This window comes from Microcoleus sp. PH2017_34_RAT_O_A (assembly GCF_020737885.1).
Lineage (GTDB): Bacteria > Cyanobacteriota > Cyanobacteriia > Cyanobacteriales > Microcoleaceae > Microcoleus.
Window position 1 is genome coordinate 41,446 of sequence record NZ_JAEQDD010000035.1, and the last position, 16,675, is coordinate 58,120.

Genomic DNA, 16,675 nt, shown 5'->3' on the forward strand with positions numbered 1-16,675 from the left:
TGACAGTTGACAGTTGACAGTTGACAGTTTGAGAGCGGCCTCTACCCTTAAGTCCGAGGATTGGAGTAATGAATAGTCTGATTTTAATTTCTCCCGATCGGGCGGGCTTTCAACCAATTCTTTCTGGTTAAATTGATTTACACTCACTTACTTACTTACTTACTTAACAAACAACGAACTCGACTAAATTAGTATTTTGAGAGGTTTAGGGTATGCACAGCGCTTATATCAATCGGATTGGGAAATTTTTGCCGGGAGAAGCGATTAATAATGATGAGATGGAGGAGTATCTAGGCAAAATTGCCGATCGCCCTTCGAGAGTCAGACAGCGCATTCTCAACAGTAACGGGATTAAACAGCGCTATTACGCGATCGACAAACAGCAGCAAACACTCTATTCTAACAGCCAAATGGCAGCGTTTGCTGTCCGGGATGCGATCGCCCAGGCAAATTTGGAACCAGGGGCGATCGACTTATTAGCCTGCGCCACCACTTTACCAGACTTATTAGTACCAGGATTTGCCAGCACAGTACATGGGGAACTTTCCGAACTATCTCCCCTAGAAATAGTTTCAACTCAAGGAGTTTGCTGCGCCGGAATTACCGCCTTAAATTACGTCGCATCTCAACTCGAACTCGGCAAAAAACAAACAGCCATCGCTGTAGCCTCCGAATTTCCCTCGCGCCTGTTCAAAAACAGCAAATTTGAAGTAGAAACATCAGTCCAAGCCGGAAAACCCCTACCTTTCGATACAGAATTTCTGCGTTGGATGCTATCCGACGGCGCCGGAGCATTTTTGCTCCAAAACCATCCGAATGCCTCAGGAATTAGCTTAAAAATAGAATGGATTGAATTGATTTCCCACGCCAACGCCTATCCAGTTTGTATGTATTCAGGATTAGCAAACGAAACATCAACCAAAAGCTGGTTAGATTATTCATCCTACCTCGATGCAGCCACAGCCGGAGCCTTTGACTTGCGGCAAAATATTCGCTTGCTAGACAATGTAATGAAATTAGGCGTTGAAGGTTGGCTGGGCTTGATTAAATCAGGGAGAGTTTGTCCGCAGGAAATTGACTGGCTGCTGTGCCACTATTCCTCTCACTTTTTCCGGGGACAAATTGTCGAACTTTTGGAACAAGCAGGCTGCATGATTCCCGAAGAAAAATGGTTTACTAACTTGTACTCGCGGGGAAATACAGGCTGCGCCTCGATTTATTTAATGTTAGAGGAATTGTTCAATTCGGACAAATTAAAGCCCGGACAAAAAATATTTTGTTTTGTTCCGGAAAGCGGTCGCTTTACTACGGCATACATGATGTTAACTGCTGTGGAAAGCACCAATAAACCTATGATTTCTCAAATGTCTAAATCTGCTGATTTTCCCGAAGCTTCCCCTCTCGAAAGTGTTAAACCGGAAATGCTTTACTCTCCGCAAGCTTATTTGTTGCGGGAGTTAGCCTGGATTTGGCTGAGATTCGATCGCGAAATTCGTTCCGTTCCCATTGTCCGCAAATTGTACCGGGGAGAGTTTACAATAGAAGACTATCAAGCTTTGCTGTGCAATCTCCGCCCGCAAGTTGTGGAGGGAGCTCGCTGGATTGCTCGGGCTGCATCTAACATGACTGACTTTCGTTTGCGATCGACTTTTATCGGCCACGCCCAAGACGAACACCGCGACTATCAAATGTTAGAACGGAATTATGTTTCTGTCGGCGGCGAGTTGTCAAAAATTGTGGAATATGATAAGAATATTGGCAGCGAAGCACTGTCAGCTTTTATCTTCCACCAAGCATCGCGGGAAAATCCGGTTGATTTAATTGGCAGTATGTTTATCATCGAAGGATTGGGAAATCGGTTGGCGGGAAAGTGGGCAAAACAAATCAAAGAAACTCTCGGTTTGCAAGACGAACAAGTATCGTTTTTAGCTTATCACGGAGCTAATGACGAGTCGCATTTAGCCAAATTAGAAAATTTGATTAATGCCGAATGGATGACAGAGGACATCGCCCGTCGTATTGTCAAAACCGCCCGCGTCACTGCTCGTTTATATCTATTGCAATTGGAGGAAATCCGCTAATGCAAAAGCTGCAAAAACAAGATATCAAAACTCTTCCCGACGAGCAGAAAGTCCCTTACGCTACCAAACCGTACAACCGCCGAGATCCGAATGTTTGGGATGTCCTGTTTTGCGATCGGTCAATTCCCGTCGATTTAGTTGCAAAAGCATATATGATGCGGGATTTGCAAAACTGGACTCGCAATTATTTGCTCATCCCGATCAAAATAATTGCTAACTTGTTGCTAGCGGTAATTATGATAGCAAAGCGTTTGTTGCCGTTTCAATTTCGTGCTTACACTTTAATGCACAAATCGGCTGCATTTTTCCTAAATAACTTTGTCTCGCCCGAAGCTTGTTATTTAATTGTGCGGCACATCAGCATCGGCTCCAACATTATCAACTTCTTAATTGACAACGGCCCGGATACCGAGATTGAAAAGTCAAAACTTTATCCGCGCACAGTTAGCGATTTAGCTGACAATGCCTTTCTCGAACACGACTTAATTTTGTATAACTTTGTCTGGGACTACAACCAAGCAATACTGACAAATCCCAACTGGTTGCAGCTTGTCCAAAAACGCGGAATTAATTATGATAGCATTCAACCTGTAACAGTTGCAATAGATTTTGAAAGACCGAGGTGGCTGAGGATTTTGGATTTAGAATCTGCGATCGAATTGTTTAAAGTATTTTATTCTCTCTGTTTGACTAGCGACGAATTTGCGCGAGCGGTGATGTCGCTTCAGTTAGATGAAAACTTCGGAGTGTACGTCAGCGAGATTACCGGAAATCATGACTGGAATCATGTAATTGTCAACCGCCATCCGCTAGCGCCCAACAGTCCGTTTAATGCGGCACGCGACTTGTTTTTGCACGGAATAATTTCGGAATATCTCTATCGGTACTTAGAACTACAAAAACAGATGAGCAATGCTGAAAATTAGGGTGCATCAGCTCTAGAATAAAAACACTCAAATAGGTTCGTAGTGAGGACTTCAGTCCGCATAATTTCAAGATAACTAAATGCCTCACTACAAAAAATTTTACTAAGGATAATTGAGTGATATGATATAATACCATTTATAAAAAATGTGGCAACTATAAAATTGTTGGCCGGAGTGAAACGGAGGGTTGTTTAGTGCACCCAATGTGTAAGGTGCGTCGCCCACCGATTTTTACTCTTTTTTAGAGATTGTCGAGGGATCCACACCCTGCATATACTCTTGCATTAATTTGGCAAATTGGTATAATTTGATTTGCTTAATCATCGAAAACCTCTAAGCTGAGCCACCCAACAAGTTGCCAAACATTCTTGATTTTAAGATAAAATCAATAAAAAATCTCAAGCCAGTGCTAGCTGTGGTTGTTCTGCTAATTTCGACAAATCATGATAGATCACAATCCACTTACCTGTAATCGGATCGCGGTAAGTAATAAATGGATTAGATTTTAAAGGTTTATTGCAAGGTTTAGCTGCCATTTCTACACACTCCAAATAAATCGTATTGAATAATTCTACAACGCCATACTTTTAATGATCGCCTGTTTTGCAGAATATCCGGGTGATTGTTGCCTCAACAACAGGTGATATTTCAGGCATTTTATGGTGACAGATAGCACTATGTAGTGTGATTGAAAAATTCATTTATAGTGAGCGGTATCACAAAAAAACTCCGAAAAACAATTCTGCCTCGTGCCTTTTATCGTCTATCTTCAAAAGGCCGACTATTTTCCGCAAAAATCTGATATTATTAAGTAAGGTAAAGACGTTTATCAGAGATCTCCTCACAAACTTATGGCGCTATTTGGATTTGGCAAAAAGTCGAGTCTGCCGTCTCCCCAAGACGCATTGCCGGGACGGGCAGAGTTGATGCCGATACCGGCAACTCACTTTGTTAATGGCAATCCCCTCAAGCCTCCGTTTCCAAACGGCATGGAAACTGCGATGTTTGGCCTGGGCTGTTTTTGGGGCGCGGAACGCAAATTTTGGCAGGAAAAAGGTGTTTTTTCGACTGCGGTTGGCTACGCTGCGGGGATTACTCCGAATCCTACTTACAATGAAGTTTGCAGCGGGATGACGGGACATAATGAAGTTGTTTTGGTTGTGTTCGATCCGAAAGTAGTGAGTTACGAAACGCTGCTAAAAGTTTTTTGGGAAAGTCACAATCCGACTCAGGGAATGCGTCAGGGTAATGATTCGGGTACTCAATATCGATCGGGCATTTACACGTATTCAGCCAGCCAAAAGCAGCTAGCTGAAGCTTCGCGGGATGCTTACCAGCAAGCTTTGACGCCCGCTGGTTACGGTAAGATTACTACTGAAATCATTGATGCTCCTGAGTTTTATTACGCAGAAAGCTATCACCAGCAGTATCTTGCTAAGAACCCTAACGGTTATTGCGGTTTGGGCGGTACTAAGGTTTGTTTGCCTGCTATGTCTCAGGCTTGAGAGTTTATCCGGCTTGATGGGGACACAATCATGTTCGTTGGTGTTAATTTAATCTCAAATGTAGTCACAGACATCTGTCTGACGATTAAGGCCTGATCCCCCCTAGCCCCCCTTAAGAAGGGGGGGACAGGAAGTTATCAAAGTCCCCCTTATTAAAGGGGATTTAGGGGGATCGGGCCTCAGATAAAAGCGAGATTTCTCAGGCTTCAGACTTGATTTGACACTATGAACACTGCTGTGTCCCTAGAAGATAGGGCTAGAATTTCGCCACAAACAGCGGAATGTGTTAGTAGTTGAAAATAGGTGAGAAATGCTGACGGCTGTTGTAATTATCAATTTAATGATATCTCTGGTCTGTTTTTATATCGCTGCGAAAGTGTGGAAAATTAGACGGACGATCGCACGTTTTGAAGTTCGGATCGCAGCAATCGAGCGCTGTAGCAGCAATGTCCTGGCAAAATCGCCGAATTTCTTGGCTAAAAGGCAGCAAGGTGCTCACCAATTACGCCGGGATTATCAACAACTGGAATCGCAACTGCAACAGGTTCAGCAACTTTTGGGATTGCTGGGTTTGGGGCGGATGCTTTGGCTCAGGCGCGATTCCCTACGGGATAGCTTCGCTTCACGACCTTTGAGGTAAGGTATCCTAAAGTTGTATGGAGAGAAGTTATAAAAATGTCAAGTAAACGTTCGGGATTATTTATTGGCGGTCTGTTGGTGGGTTCGGCGATCGGGGCCGTGACTGGCTTGCTGATGGCACCGCGAACGGGCAAGGAGACGCGGCAGATATTGAAAAAATCGGCCGATGCTTTGCCGGAGTTGGCGGAGGATTTATCGACTAGCGTCCAATTGCAAGCCGATCGACTTTCGGAAACTGCACTGCGAAATTGGGACGAAACTTTGGTTAGATTGAAGGAGGCGATCGCAGCGGGCTTAGAAGCGACTCAGCGCGAACGTCAAACACTGTCGGAAACTGAAGTCGAAGTGACTCCCCCGTCGCGCCCTCCCGTCCGCTAACAAGGTCAGGATCAACCAAAAATAAGGTATTTTAATCATTGTGAGTCGATCGCAATCATTGATTTACTGCAACACTTAGGTCAGCCCCAAATCCGAGATTCAAGTGAGTGACCCCATATTTTGGCTAGGACTTTCGATTTTGCTAGTGGCGGTTAGCCTAACTGCTGTTTTAGTGACTTTAATACCTGCGGTGCAAGCGCTAGCAAGGGCAGCCCGCAGCGTGGAAAAGCTGGCTGACACGCTTTCGCGCGAGTTTCCGCCGACTTTGGAGGCGATTCGGTTGACGGGGCTGGAAATTAGCGAGTTGACGGATGATGTCAGCGATGGGGTGCAAAGTGCGGGGGAGGTTGTCAAACAAGTCGATCGCAGTATTGGTAGCGCGAAGAAGCAGGCGCAAAACGTGCAGGTGACAACTCGCAGCGTGGTGACGGGGATTAAGGCTGCTTGGAAAACTTTAACTCGGAAGCCGCCGATTTCTGGGACAAATCGCCGATCTGATCGATTGTCGCAGAGTCAAAGAAGCGCGATTTCGCTGAGGGATTCGGGTTTGGATGACAGGTATTCTGGGGGTTACGCTGCGGGTGCGGGTAATGGCGAATCGCCACGGTTGAGGAATGGCGAGGGTTCTGGTTTGCCGGCGGATGCTGAAGATTTTGAGGAAGTGCGATCGGGCGATTCTTGATGTTTTGGATAGTAGATCAAGGAAGCCTCGGCGGTTGAAACCGCGCGTAAATCAAGGAAGCCTCGGCGGTTGAAACCGCGCGTAGATCAACGAAGCCTCGGCGGTTGAAACCGCGCGTAGATCAACGAAGCCTCGGCGGTTGAAACCGCGCGTAGGTAGATCGAGGAAGCCTCGGCGGTTGAAACCGCGGCTATACAAACGATGTCCGCCTCCGCGGACTAAGAGAAGAGAGGGTTGATTTGTGGGATTTGTTTGGGTTGTGCGATCGCACATCTAACCGTTTTTATCTAAGTCTTCTTTTTTTGGAGTTTCTGAAGTTGAAGGGAATGTTAACTGAATATTGATATCCATCGATATTGTACTTTGTTCAAGCCAACCTATATTAACTATTTTTACTAATGCTTCTGTCGGCAAAGAATTATTAACTTTAAATTGTGCTGACGACTGAACTTTAAATCCTCCTTCCTCTAGCCGATCGCAAACATTTCTCCAATTTCCCACTGGTTCGTTCGGTAAATCTGCCAGTTTTTTAACATATTGGTATAAAGTCTTACACAGATAAACCTCTGCACTTTTGGGAGTCTGAAACATTTTTTTAGCTATTTCGGCGGGACTGCAACCGGAAAGTAGTCCTCGGAGATAAAGCTTTTCAGTGTCTGTTAGTCCTCTGCGCGATCGGGGAGAGATTTGCCGTTTAGCTTCTGCGAAAGCTTCGTAAAGCCTTTCTAAGTCCCAGTTTTGGGCTGCTTCGGCAAATAAGTCTTCTTTTTGTGCCATTTTCAGATTTTATGATATTTAGCTAACGCTAGCATAACCAAAATTGCTAATGTTCGTTAGTTGACATTTAAATTTACAAAGTGTAATGTTACAGATATCAACTTCAGTTGAGTTCGTTGATGCGGTGTGACGCCGAGTAGGAATACTCAGATTCAACAATGGGCGCGATCGCTGCAACGAACCTCAAAGCTAATATCTGCGAACGTCAGACGGCGCTGGATAAAGTTTTGTAACAAAAAACCAGTATTTTGCATAAAACTTGGGGACTGAGCCTGATAGATAAATAGAGCTTGAGAAGTACCGCTACTGTTGCGGTTCGTCGGGGCTTAGGGTGCATTAGGGCGATCGTTTCAATTAATCTCAAAACTACTATCTCCGAACGTCAGACGGTGCTAGGTAAAGTTTTATAACAAAAAAGCAGTATTTTGCATAAAACTTGCGGACTCAGGCTGATAGCTATATGGAAGTTCACAAGAACCTAGGGCAGCTAAGAAAAATTAGGGAGGACAACCCTTTTAAACTCAGTTTGTGTCTTACTTTTGGGGCTATTGGTGGTAATAATTCCACAGATGGCTGACTGAGACAGGCTCTAGATGATCTGAAAAATCTATTAAACTTTAACCAAAATTCATGCAACTCAAACTTAAGTTAGAACAAACTGGTCAAAGTTGGACGCTGAAGCCAAACGGGAGAGAGTACGTTATTGGCAGTGGCTCAGACTGCGACATTCCTCTACCCAACGTTAATGTTGTGGACACCCGCCATCTGAAATTCAGTTTTAACCAATATACGAATACTTGGCACGTCTGCGACTTAGGTAGTAAAAATGGCACTTTCATTGACAGTCAGCCGATAACTGATTATTCCATCAAAGCTGAAACGCGAATTGCGATCGCTGGTGGAGTTTTATTGGTCGCAACACCTATAGATAACAGCGTGAATGTAACTCAACAACAGACATCACAACCAACTGTTAATCAGAGTAAACCAGTGTCAGCACAGACAATTCCAAGTCCGTCAATCTACTCTCCATCCATACCAATATCGCATCCTGCTACCGTACCGCCACAAAGTTCACAAAGAATTTCACAAGAGCCAGATCGAAAGTTAATTCGAGCCTATTTTGAATGCTTAAGAAAACGCAATAATGCGGCAGTAGTCCTGGAAAGCATTATCAAAAAAGTGGTAGACGACTTTATAGCATCTATCAAGGAAAAGCGATTGCCTCTAGATGGAATTTTGGTCTATGTTTTCATGATGTTAATAATTATTACACTTTTCATTAATACTTGGTACACATTTATGCTAAGTATTATTGCAGTCATTTTATATAATTTCAAAACTCTGCGTCCCCCAATATCAGACGAGCAAATTCAGAAATGGCTAGAATACGATCTGCAACAACTGATTGATATTGGTCAGCAGGAATTGAGAATTGTGGAAGGAAATGGGGAAGATATCGGAAATATAATTGACGGCAAACCGATACGGCTGTTCAGTGGAGTTAGTCAGAAACTAAGCGATTCTAATTTTATTAATTGGAAAGAACTAATAGATACTGTAGGCATAAGTGATTATTTTTGCGAACCCGGAATTGACAAAAATAATAAATATAGCATTTATGACTTTATTGCGATATTTCCGTGTAAAAACTTCATAGCATATTACAGATGTAAGTGGAATTTTATCAGAGGAACCTCATTAAGAGATGAAACTTGTGAGTACCTTTATGATAGTATTGTGTCTGTAAAAACGATCGAAATTTCTTCATCAAATGTTTCACATTTACTAAAAGTTAGTAAAGAGATATATGGAGAAGCAATTCTGATTACGACTACAGATAGCAAGGAAGTTATATTCCCTATAATTGATATTCGCATGATTTCGGAATCAAGTTCAAGATCTTATAATTCAACTGCCAGAGATGCAGCTCACAACATTCGCCAGCAGGTGAGACAAAGAAAACCTGGTTTTATCAGAACAGAATCAGTGAGCGAACGACGCCAGAGTCTTTTTGATTAAATAAACTAACTTGGAGAATTAGTAAAGATGTCTAATACTTTCAACCACGGTTATGCACTGCTCATTGGTGTTGGTGAATGCGCTAACTATAAAAGCTGGTCGCTTCCTGTTACCGTCAAAGACATTAATGCACTTCAATCTATTCTCACAGATCCCAATTTCTGCTCCTACCCAGACAATCAGCAACACATCCGTTTACTTCACGATACTAAGGCTACACGCGATAAGATTTTGGACGGTTTAGTCTGGTTGCAAGAACAAGCTGCTAAAGACTCAGAAGCCACTATTTTTGTGTATTTTTCCGGTCACGGCTTACTTCACGATACTGGTAAATACTATCTAATAACGCACGATGTCGAGCCTTTCGACATCCCAAACACTACGCTTTCGGCTGAAGATTTTAATAGTGCATTACGCCAAATTAAAGCTAAGCGACTGTTCGTTGTAATTGACAGTTGCCACGCACAGGGGATGGCAAGTGCTAAAAGCGAAGAAGTTGTAATGAAACTGCCATCTGGTTTTGTACAAACTGCACCGCCCAAAGAGATAACTGCCAACCTCAGTCAAGGTAAAGGACGAGCGGTTTTTACATCCTGCGATGGAGGGGAACAATCTTACATCCGTACCGATAATAAGATGAGTATCTACACTTACCATCTTATTGAAGCGCTGCAAGGTGGAGGGAATCAGCCTCATGATACCAATGTGTGTCTTTCTAATATTATGAATTATTTAGCGAAAGCTGTGCCGGAAAGCGCCCAGATTCAATGCAACGCTAAACAAACGCCTAATTTCGACATTTCTAGCGAGGACTTTACTGTTGCTGTTGCTATGTTACAAGGTGGCAAAGGTTTGCCGGTAGATGGATGGGAATCTGTGAAGGAAAAAACGGCTGAGAAGATGAATCAAATTATTCAAGCATCAGGCGATCGCAGTATAGCATCTGGTCGCGATGTTGTGGGCAATCAGGGAACGAACACAGGAAATATAGCTCTTGGAGGTGATATTCAAAACAATCATGGCGAAACTATTTATAATACTCAAGGTGGAAAAATGAACGTTGAAAATCGCAATGGGGACACTTACAACCAGCAGGATTCTACTAATTACAACAATCAAGGGGCAAACTTTCACAGTGAAGTCCAATTTGGCGATCGCATTTATCAGACCCCTGAAAAACCAAAAGCAGGTTTTGACAACCTTGTTAAAGGAATTTTTAACAAGTATCGATATTTAGAAAACCTGGAGCCTTATGACGCTGATGATGTCTGGAAAATGTTGCGATCAGCTTCTCCAGAAGAATTTGGCGCTTTTGAATTAAAAGTGTTTAAGTTAGTCGTCAGTTACTGCTGTTATTATTGCAAACGCCGTCTTACACAATCAACAGAATATAAGCATTTTGGAGAAATTGACTATTATCAAAGAGCGAATGAATTATCGCGAGAAGGAAATTTAAGATGGAGCAGTCATCGGTTAAGTTCTATCATTAAAGCCACACAAATGGCTGAAATTATCAAAAGTATAGAGTTAAATAATTAGGAAGTATCTAAAGGAATAGTGGTTTATGCAAAATCAGAGCCAAGGAATACCTTATCGCATTGTGTTAAGCAATCGCCAGGGGCGAGGCTTTTCTGAGCCAGAAGTGACAGATTTTTTGCGACAAGTCCTGCCACAATTGGCACAGTTGCACGATCAGGGATTGGTACACGGCGCTATTTCTCTGGATACTTTCGTACAAGAGAAAGTGAGTTTAAAAGCGGTTTTAGTTCAGGCTAGTAGTTTTGTCATTTCTAGTTATGTGGCACCGGAGCAATTGCAGACAGGGCAAGTGAGTTTTGCCGGAGATATTTATGCTTTAGGAGTAACAATAATTGTGCTATTGACAGGGAAAAGTTCTGAAGTTTTGCGAAATTATGACGGGACTTGGAATTGGCAGGATGATTGCGTAGTTAGCGACCAATTAGTGATGGTTTTGGAAAGGGCGATCGCACCTCAACCTCAGTATCGCTATGCTAATGCCGCGCAAATGCTCCAAGCAATGAATCCAACTCCTGCAAATGTTATTGCATATCCGGTACAAAACACTTACCAATCGGTACAACCTACATATGTGTCACAACCTCAAGAAAAACCTAAATTACTGCCGTGGCAGTGGGGATTAATCGGGGCAGGAAGTGCAGCTTTAATTGCACTAGCAGCCTTTGGTTTGACCACCTTGTTAACTTCTAAGAAAACTCCAGAAATATTTGCTACACCAGATTCATCTCCCCCTCCCGTTAGCCAATCCGTACCGCAGACTTCCCCTAACCCTGTTCCGCAAGCAAACAGTCTCACCAAAGAAGAATCTGTTAATTTAATTAAGAGTTGGCAGCAAGCAAAGTCAAGGATTTTCGGCCCTCCCTTCGATCGCCAATTAGCAGCTAGCCTCACAACTGGAAAAGTTTATGAAGATATTGTCAAACCAGAAGGTTCGATCGATTGGCTGCAAAAAAATAATGCTTATTATCAATTCCGCAAGCAAGAGGCACAAGCTACTGGCTACTTTAACCAGGTTGGTTCGATCGCCGAAGTGGAGGTTTCTATCGCAGAAGATTATACTCTCTATATTAACGGAGCAATCGATAAATCCGAGACTAATTTGAAAACTTATAGATTTATACTAAATCTCGAAAACGGTACTTGGAAAATAGCTGATAGACAAGCAAAAGATTAGTTATGAAATTATTTAATTTGCCTTGGTTTCGTTGGGCTTCGATAATTATTCTCAGCGCGGTAGCAGTGGTTTTCGCTACCCTAACAATCAGACAGTTGTTAGACCATTACTCAGCAGTGCAGACTCCTGTAGCAACTAAAAATTATCCAGCAGTTCCCGAACAGCCAGCTTTAAATCCAGCACCTAGTATTAACACATCTCCGCCAATGTTGCCCAGCACTCAAATAGATAAAGAACCAAAGTACGGTCATTTTCCCTATGCAGAAGCCGATCGCACTAAATTGATGACAGTTGCTAGTTATGCCCAGCAGGAGTATCAACGATTTGAGCAACTAGATAAAGAAGCCGCGTTGCAATTGATGAAGATGATTTATGCAGCACGGGATCTAGGAGTTTGGATTGTTCCTGTATCAGGTTTTCGCGATTTTGCCAATCAAGAATTGCTATTCAAAAATCAGATTCAAAAACGCGGTTCACCTGAAGAAGCTGCTAAAATGAGTGCACCTCCCGGTCATAGCGAACATCACACTGGTTATGCTGTAGATTTAGCAGATGGTTCCTTTCCAAAGCAGGATATCACCTATGAATTTGAAAAAAGTAAGGCTTACCAATGGCTGAGCGTTCATGCCAAAGAGTTTGGTTTTGAAATATCTTTTCCTGCTAACAATACTCAAGGAGTAAGTTATGAGCCGTGGCATTGGCGTTTTATTGGTTCGCCTCGCGCTGCTGAGGTTTTTGCAGTCAGTAGAAATTATCGCTAGTTTATACAACTACTAATTACAAACAGTTAAAATCGCCGCTCTCCCCTTTCCAAAGGGCGATCGCCCTTATTGTCCGAAAGTGCGATCGCCCTTATCGAACTTCTATTCCCCTCACATTCCTAAGCAACTGCAAGTTCATATTGCAGAACTAAAATTTCATCTGCCTTCAAAATAGCCATAGCATATTCAATCCCTTGACTATCAGCAAACTCCACTAAATACTGACATTCCCTTCCCGTATCATACACTTCGACAATAGTTCCCACAAGTCCTACTGGCAAACTAGAAACAGATTCGTATTCCGGTTCCACTAGCGTTAATCGCGTATTTGAAACCGGCTTGAGAATCGCCACAGAATCCAAAAGTCTAAAGTTTTTTATCATGGTTTAAAAAAGCTGAAATCAAACGAGGGTTAGAATTAGTCAAAGTAATTTCCCAGATTGTCCGAAGCTCAATCCCCGCTGTATCGGGTACAGTCCAATCAACTTTAAACTGTTGCCCAAAATCAGTAGTATTTTCTTGGACAACTTCACCTTCAATGGCTGCTTTTTGAATAAGCTCTTGCAAAACTTCTGCATTGTTAGCCGTGATTCCCAAAACCGATGCAAAGACTCTGGCTTTGTGTTTTCCGCGAGAATGCTCTGGATTTAAGCAGTAGCCGACTAGCTTTTGCAGAGAAACTTCAGCCCGATCGCCATTGGGTAGTTTCATTATAACTCCTGCTCACCCCCTAATTATTTTCAATTTTTATTGTAAGGTATATGCTTTGTCGCTGTGCGATCGCCCTTATTGTCCGAAAGTGCGATCGCCTTTCCCATGTCGAATCCCAAAGGACGATCGCTCATTTTTCAATAGACGCTCAATTTACACATATAAAAGCTGATTGGCGATTTCATCAGCCGTCAACGTATTTAATAGAATAGCAACCCGTTGGACAATCTCATAGGCGTTCTTTTGAGGAGTCACAATAATTCCAGAATGTTCCCATCCTTCTGTCATATATTCTAGGTGTAATCGCTCAAAATCCACACGATTGTGAGTGAGCAAACATCGATCGACAGATGCAGCATAAGCCAATTGTTGATTATCCAATTGACTCAACATTCCCTGTTCGCTCGTTGTCGTCACATCAAAACCCCTAGCCCGCAGCAAAGTCGCTACCAGCCTAGAAACATCTTCATCTGTATGAATAGTTGCAAATAGTTTCACGGTTTTTTCATGGCAGCTTTCACAGCAGGATGAATCAATTCTTCGGGAATTCGATTGCGCTCAATATAAGTATTTATTTCTTCCTGGTTATCCAAATAAAAGCTCAGTGCGTCAAAAATTTGAGCTAATTTCAGATGAGGTAAGTGCATCGGGATTTCTTCAGGAGTAATACCCAAACGCCACAATTCCACGATCGCACGAACGGAAGTTCTCGTTCCTGCGATAATTGGTTCCCCTTGCAAGATTTCAGGGTGACGTGCGACATAACGCGAAGCAGATTGTGTAGTCATGGGAAATTAACCGGACACATTAATCTTGATTATAACTTACGCTAAAACTCGGTTTCCTTGATTACACTTTAACATAACTTAAAAGAAGCGAATTTAGCTTGTCTAAGTCAGGCAAGTCGGCATCTATAAAAACTCGTCAAAGCTCGATCGCGATCTAGAAGCTTTGATTGCGGCGGGCATCCCGCGTCATTTATTCAAAATACTGACTGACAACGATGATATAGATTTGAAGCCAGTAACGCAATACCTCAAAGCAGTTTCATAATGCCTTGAGTGTAGCGCAATTGTTTCTTTTTCCCAAAGGACGATCGCACTTATTGTCCGAAAGTGCGATCGCCCTTCAATACATTTTACTTCGTCCCACCGTATCCCGAAGCAACAATCATCGACCCAATACCCGAATCGCTGAAAATTTCTTGCAGCAAAGCGTGTTCCAGGCGACCATCAATAATATGAGCAGCCTTAACGCCCTGAGCTAAACTCCGCACGCAACAATTAACCTTCGGAATCATCCCCCCAGAAACAATCCCAGACTCAATTAACTGTCGGGCCTCTTGAATATCTAACTTCACAATCAAACTGTCTGGGTTGTGATAATCCTCCAAAATTCCCGCAGTATCAGTCATCAGAATTAACTTTTCTGCTCCCAAACCAGCCGCAATCTCTCCAGCCACCGTGTCAGCATTAATATTGTAAGATTGACCGTTTTCGTCCGCAGCCACACTCGACACCACCGGAATATATCCGCTGTTGACCAAAGACTCCAAAATCTGGATTTTTACGCCGCTGACTTCGCCCACAAACCCAATCCCCTCCCGGCCATCTGGACGAGCTTGAATCAGATTGCCATCAATGCCGCACAACCCTACTGCCTTGCCACCAGCTTGGTTAATTAACGAAACAATTTCCTTATTCACCTTCCCCACCAAAACCATCTCCACGACTTCCATCGTCGCGGCATCAGTCACCCTCAAACCATCCTTAAATTGCGGCTCAATGCCCAGCTTTTCCAGCCAAATATTAATTTCCGGGCCTCCACCGTGAACCACCACCGGACGCATCCCCACGCAGGATAGCAGCACAATATCTCGGATTACCTTTTCTTTGAGACGGCCATCCTTCATTGCCGCGCCGCCGTATTTGACCACAATCGTGCGGCCGGCAAACTGTTGAATGTAAGGCAGTGCTTCTGAAAGCACCTGAACCCGATTGGTTTCTACGTTCCGCGCAAAATCGCTGTGTTTGAGCATATGAGGACAAATGGCTAAAAACTTAAGTCTAAAGTTTAATGTCTCCAGCTATCATCAACAAATGCAAAAAGAATGAAGAAGTCATTAGTCAGTAGTCATTAGTCATTAGTCAGCAGGCAGATTAATGCCCCATTCCATGCCCGATCGCCCGTTGGCGCAGCCCTCGAAGAGGATCCCGAATTTAAATAGGTTTTCTTAATAATCTAAGTTTAATCTTTCTATTCTAACTTATACAATTCTTGCTAAAGTAAATAAATGTATCGCTACCCAGATTTACTTAACCTTTTATGTTAACTGCTGTCACACCGGACTCCGAAAACCTTCAGTACAAGCTACCATCAGACGCTGACTCGTCCCCCCGGATGACCGTATTTTGCGATTTAGACGGGCCTATTGTCGATGTGTCCGATCGCTATTACACAACCTATCAACAGGGATTGGCCGACACCCAAGCAGCCTACGCGGCCCAGGGAATCAACCTCAAACTCCAAATTCTCAGCAAACAGCAGTTTTGGCAAATGAAACAAAACCGAGTCCCCGATACTGAAATAGCCAAAAGTTCCGGCTTGTCGGGAGAAGAAATTCACATTTTTCTCGGATGCGTGAGTCGGATTGTCAATCAGCCAGACTTGTTGCACTTAGATCGCATCCAGCCAGGAGTACAATGGGCGATCGCACTTCTGCATTCTCGCGGCGTGCGGCTGATTTTAGTCACCTTGCGGCCGAGAAATCAAGCCGTTCAACTCTTGCAAAATTACGGTTTAGCCAGATTGTTTACCAGCATTCGCGGCACTCAGATGCCGGATGCTGCATATCACAACTATACAGCCTTAAAAACTGAATTGTTGGCTGAAGTTGCAGAAGAATTTGAGTCATCCCTGAACTCGGCTTGGATGATCGGAGATACCGAAGCAGATATCCTCGCAGGACAAGCATTGGGAATACCTACAATTGCCGTTACCTGCGGCATTCGCAGCCGCTATCAACTGCAAAAGCACCAGCCGAATTTCATTCTTAGCGACTTGATTATTGCCGTTCATCACTTATTAGGTTCAGCACCACAAGTGATAGTAGACTGACTACAGTCTTGGACGCATTCCGAATTTTATAAACCGGGTTTTTTACCGAATCAGTGGGCTGATTAGAAGTATTTTCGTAAAAAACCCGGTTTCTCGCTACCCGTGTGTAAGCCCCAATTAAGCTAACTAATAGACCTCTTGCATAAGTCTTCGATCGATCCTTCAACCGCAGATTTCAGACAGATAAACACAGATAAACGCAGATAATTTCAGGGTGTTTTCCGATTTTTGCAAGAGGTCTAATGAAAACTGCCAACTGTTAACTGTCAACTGTCAACTGAGAGAGAGAGAGGGCGGGCACGCTGACGGGTGTAGTTTTTTGGTAAAAGCCTTATCCCATAAGAGTTTGAGATTTTAAGATGC

Annotated in this window: 18 protein-coding genes; 11 read left to right on the plus strand and 7 right to left on the minus strand. The window is 43.3% G+C overall.

Going from position 1 to position 16,675, the window contains the following annotated elements; translation table 11 throughout:
- Nucleotides 1-212 precede the first annotated feature (212 nt).
- On the plus strand, nucleotides 213-2,081 hold the full coding sequence (locus JGK11_RS13800; protein ID WP_293212067.1) for a 3-oxoacyl-[acyl-carrier-protein] synthase III C-terminal domain-containing protein: 1,869 nt from the start codon (nucleotides 213-215) through the stop codon (nucleotides 2,079-2,081).
- Nucleotides 2,081-3,007, plus strand: a complete 927-nt coding sequence (locus JGK11_RS13805; protein WP_293212068.1) for a hypothetical protein — start codon at nucleotides 2,081-2,083, stop codon at nucleotides 3,005-3,007. Before JGK11_RS13800 ends, JGK11_RS13805 begins: the two co-directional genes overlap by 1 nt.
- Before the next feature lie 398 nt (nucleotides 3,008-3,405).
- Here the strand turns inward: JGK11_RS13805 and JGK11_RS13810 are convergent, their stop codons facing one another.
- A complete protein-coding gene (locus tag JGK11_RS13810) occupies nucleotides 3,406-3,543 on the minus strand; it encodes a hypothetical protein (RefSeq protein ID WP_293181883.1) in 138 nt (45 codons plus the stop codon).
- A gap of 315 nt (nucleotides 3,544-3,858) precedes the next feature.
- Between JGK11_RS13810 and msrA the strand changes: the two genes are divergently transcribed.
- From msrA to JGK11_RS13830, 4 genes are all read left to right on the plus strand, one after another.
- Complete coding sequence (gene msrA / locus JGK11_RS13815; protein WP_293212069.1) at nucleotides 3,859-4,512, plus strand: peptide-methionine (S)-S-oxide reductase MsrA; 654 nt, start codon at nucleotides 3,859-3,861, stop codon at nucleotides 4,510-4,512.
- Nucleotides 4,513-4,888: 376 nt separating this feature from the next.
- Nucleotides 4,889-5,152: a hypothetical protein gene (locus tag JGK11_RS13820; protein ID WP_293212070.1), complete on the plus strand. Its 264-nt coding sequence runs from the start codon at nucleotides 4,889-4,891 to the stop codon at nucleotides 5,150-5,152.
- 35 nt (nucleotides 5,153-5,187) lie between these two features.
- Nucleotides 5,188-5,529, plus strand: a complete 342-nt coding sequence (locus tag JGK11_RS13825; protein ID WP_293181877.1) for a YtxH domain-containing protein — start codon at nucleotides 5,188-5,190, stop codon at nucleotides 5,527-5,529.
- 103 nt (nucleotides 5,530-5,632) lie between these two features.
- Nucleotides 5,633-6,211: a DUF948 domain-containing protein gene (locus JGK11_RS13830; protein ID WP_293212071.1), complete on the plus strand. Its 579-nt coding sequence runs from the start codon at nucleotides 5,633-5,635 to the stop codon at nucleotides 6,209-6,211.
- 273 nt (nucleotides 6,212-6,484) lie between these two features.
- Here JGK11_RS13830 and JGK11_RS13835 read toward each other — a convergent pair whose 3' ends face one another.
- Entirely contained in the window at nucleotides 6,485-6,988 is a 504-nt protein-coding gene (locus JGK11_RS13835; protein WP_293197419.1) for a DNA-binding response regulator, read from the minus strand.
- Between the two features lie 630 nt (nucleotides 6,989-7,618).
- Between JGK11_RS13835 and JGK11_RS13840 the strand changes: the two genes are divergently transcribed.
- Genes JGK11_RS13840 through JGK11_RS13855 form a run of 4 tightly spaced genes read left to right on the plus strand, consistent with a single transcriptional unit; the run spans nucleotide 7,619 to nucleotide 12,484 of the window.
- A complete protein-coding gene (locus JGK11_RS13840) occupies nucleotides 7,619-9,010 on the plus strand; it encodes an FHA domain-containing protein (protein ID WP_293212072.1) in 1,392 nt (463 codons plus the stop codon).
- 27 nt (nucleotides 9,011-9,037) lie between these two features.
- Nucleotides 9,038-10,549 (plus strand): caspase family protein, encoded by a 1,512-nt coding sequence (locus JGK11_RS13845; RefSeq protein ID WP_293212073.1) that lies wholly within the window; start codon nucleotides 9,038-9,040, stop codon nucleotides 10,547-10,549.
- Between the two features lie 25 nt (nucleotides 10,550-10,574).
- The gene (locus JGK11_RS13850) at nucleotides 10,575-11,723 is read left to right on the plus strand and encodes an IMS domain-containing protein (protein ID WP_293212074.1); all 1,149 of its coding nucleotides are present in this window, start codon (nucleotides 10,575-10,577) and stop codon (nucleotides 11,721-11,723) included.
- Between the two features lie 2 nt (nucleotides 11,724-11,725).
- Complete coding sequence (locus tag JGK11_RS13855; RefSeq protein ID WP_293212075.1) at nucleotides 11,726-12,484, plus strand: M15 family metallopeptidase; 759 nt, start codon at nucleotides 11,726-11,728, stop codon at nucleotides 12,482-12,484.
- Nucleotides 12,485-12,603: 119 nt separating this feature from the next.
- Here the strand turns inward: JGK11_RS13855 and JGK11_RS13860 are convergent, their stop codons facing one another.
- The 5 genes from JGK11_RS13860 to argB all read right to left on the minus strand — a co-directional run bounded on the left by JGK11_RS13860 (nucleotide 12,604) and on the right by argB (nucleotide 15,233).
- On the minus strand, nucleotides 12,604-12,867 hold the full coding sequence (locus tag JGK11_RS13860; protein ID WP_293212076.1) for a DUF4926 domain-containing protein: 264 nt from the start codon (nucleotides 12,865-12,867) through the stop codon (nucleotides 12,604-12,606).
- The gene (locus JGK11_RS13865) at nucleotides 12,851-13,195 is read right to left on the minus strand and encodes a DUF6883 domain-containing protein (protein WP_293181858.1); all 345 of its coding nucleotides are present in this window, start codon (nucleotides 13,193-13,195) and stop codon (nucleotides 12,851-12,853) included. Before JGK11_RS13865 ends, JGK11_RS13860 begins: the two co-directional genes overlap by 17 nt.
- Before the next feature lie 153 nt (nucleotides 13,196-13,348).
- Nucleotides 13,349-13,693, minus strand: a complete 345-nt coding sequence (locus JGK11_RS13870) for a DUF5615 family PIN-like protein (RefSeq protein ID WP_293191651.1) — start codon at nucleotides 13,691-13,693, stop codon at nucleotides 13,349-13,351.
- On the minus strand, nucleotides 13,690-13,983 hold the full coding sequence (locus JGK11_RS13875; RefSeq protein WP_096828231.1) for a DUF433 domain-containing protein: 294 nt from the start codon (nucleotides 13,981-13,983) through the stop codon (nucleotides 13,690-13,692). Before JGK11_RS13875 ends, JGK11_RS13870 begins: the two co-directional genes overlap by 4 nt.
- Before the next feature lie 350 nt (nucleotides 13,984-14,333).
- A complete protein-coding gene (gene argB / locus JGK11_RS13880; protein ID WP_293181842.1) occupies nucleotides 14,334-15,233 on the minus strand; it encodes an acetylglutamate kinase in 900 nt (299 codons plus the stop codon).
- Nucleotides 15,234-15,520: 287 nt separating this feature from the next.
- On the opposite strand from argB, the gene JGK11_RS13885 reads away from it, so the two are divergent.
- Complete coding sequence (locus tag JGK11_RS13885) at nucleotides 15,521-16,312, plus strand: HAD family hydrolase (RefSeq protein WP_293212077.1); 792 nt, start codon at nucleotides 15,521-15,523, stop codon at nucleotides 16,310-16,312.
- Nucleotides 16,313-16,675 lie beyond the last annotated feature (363 nt).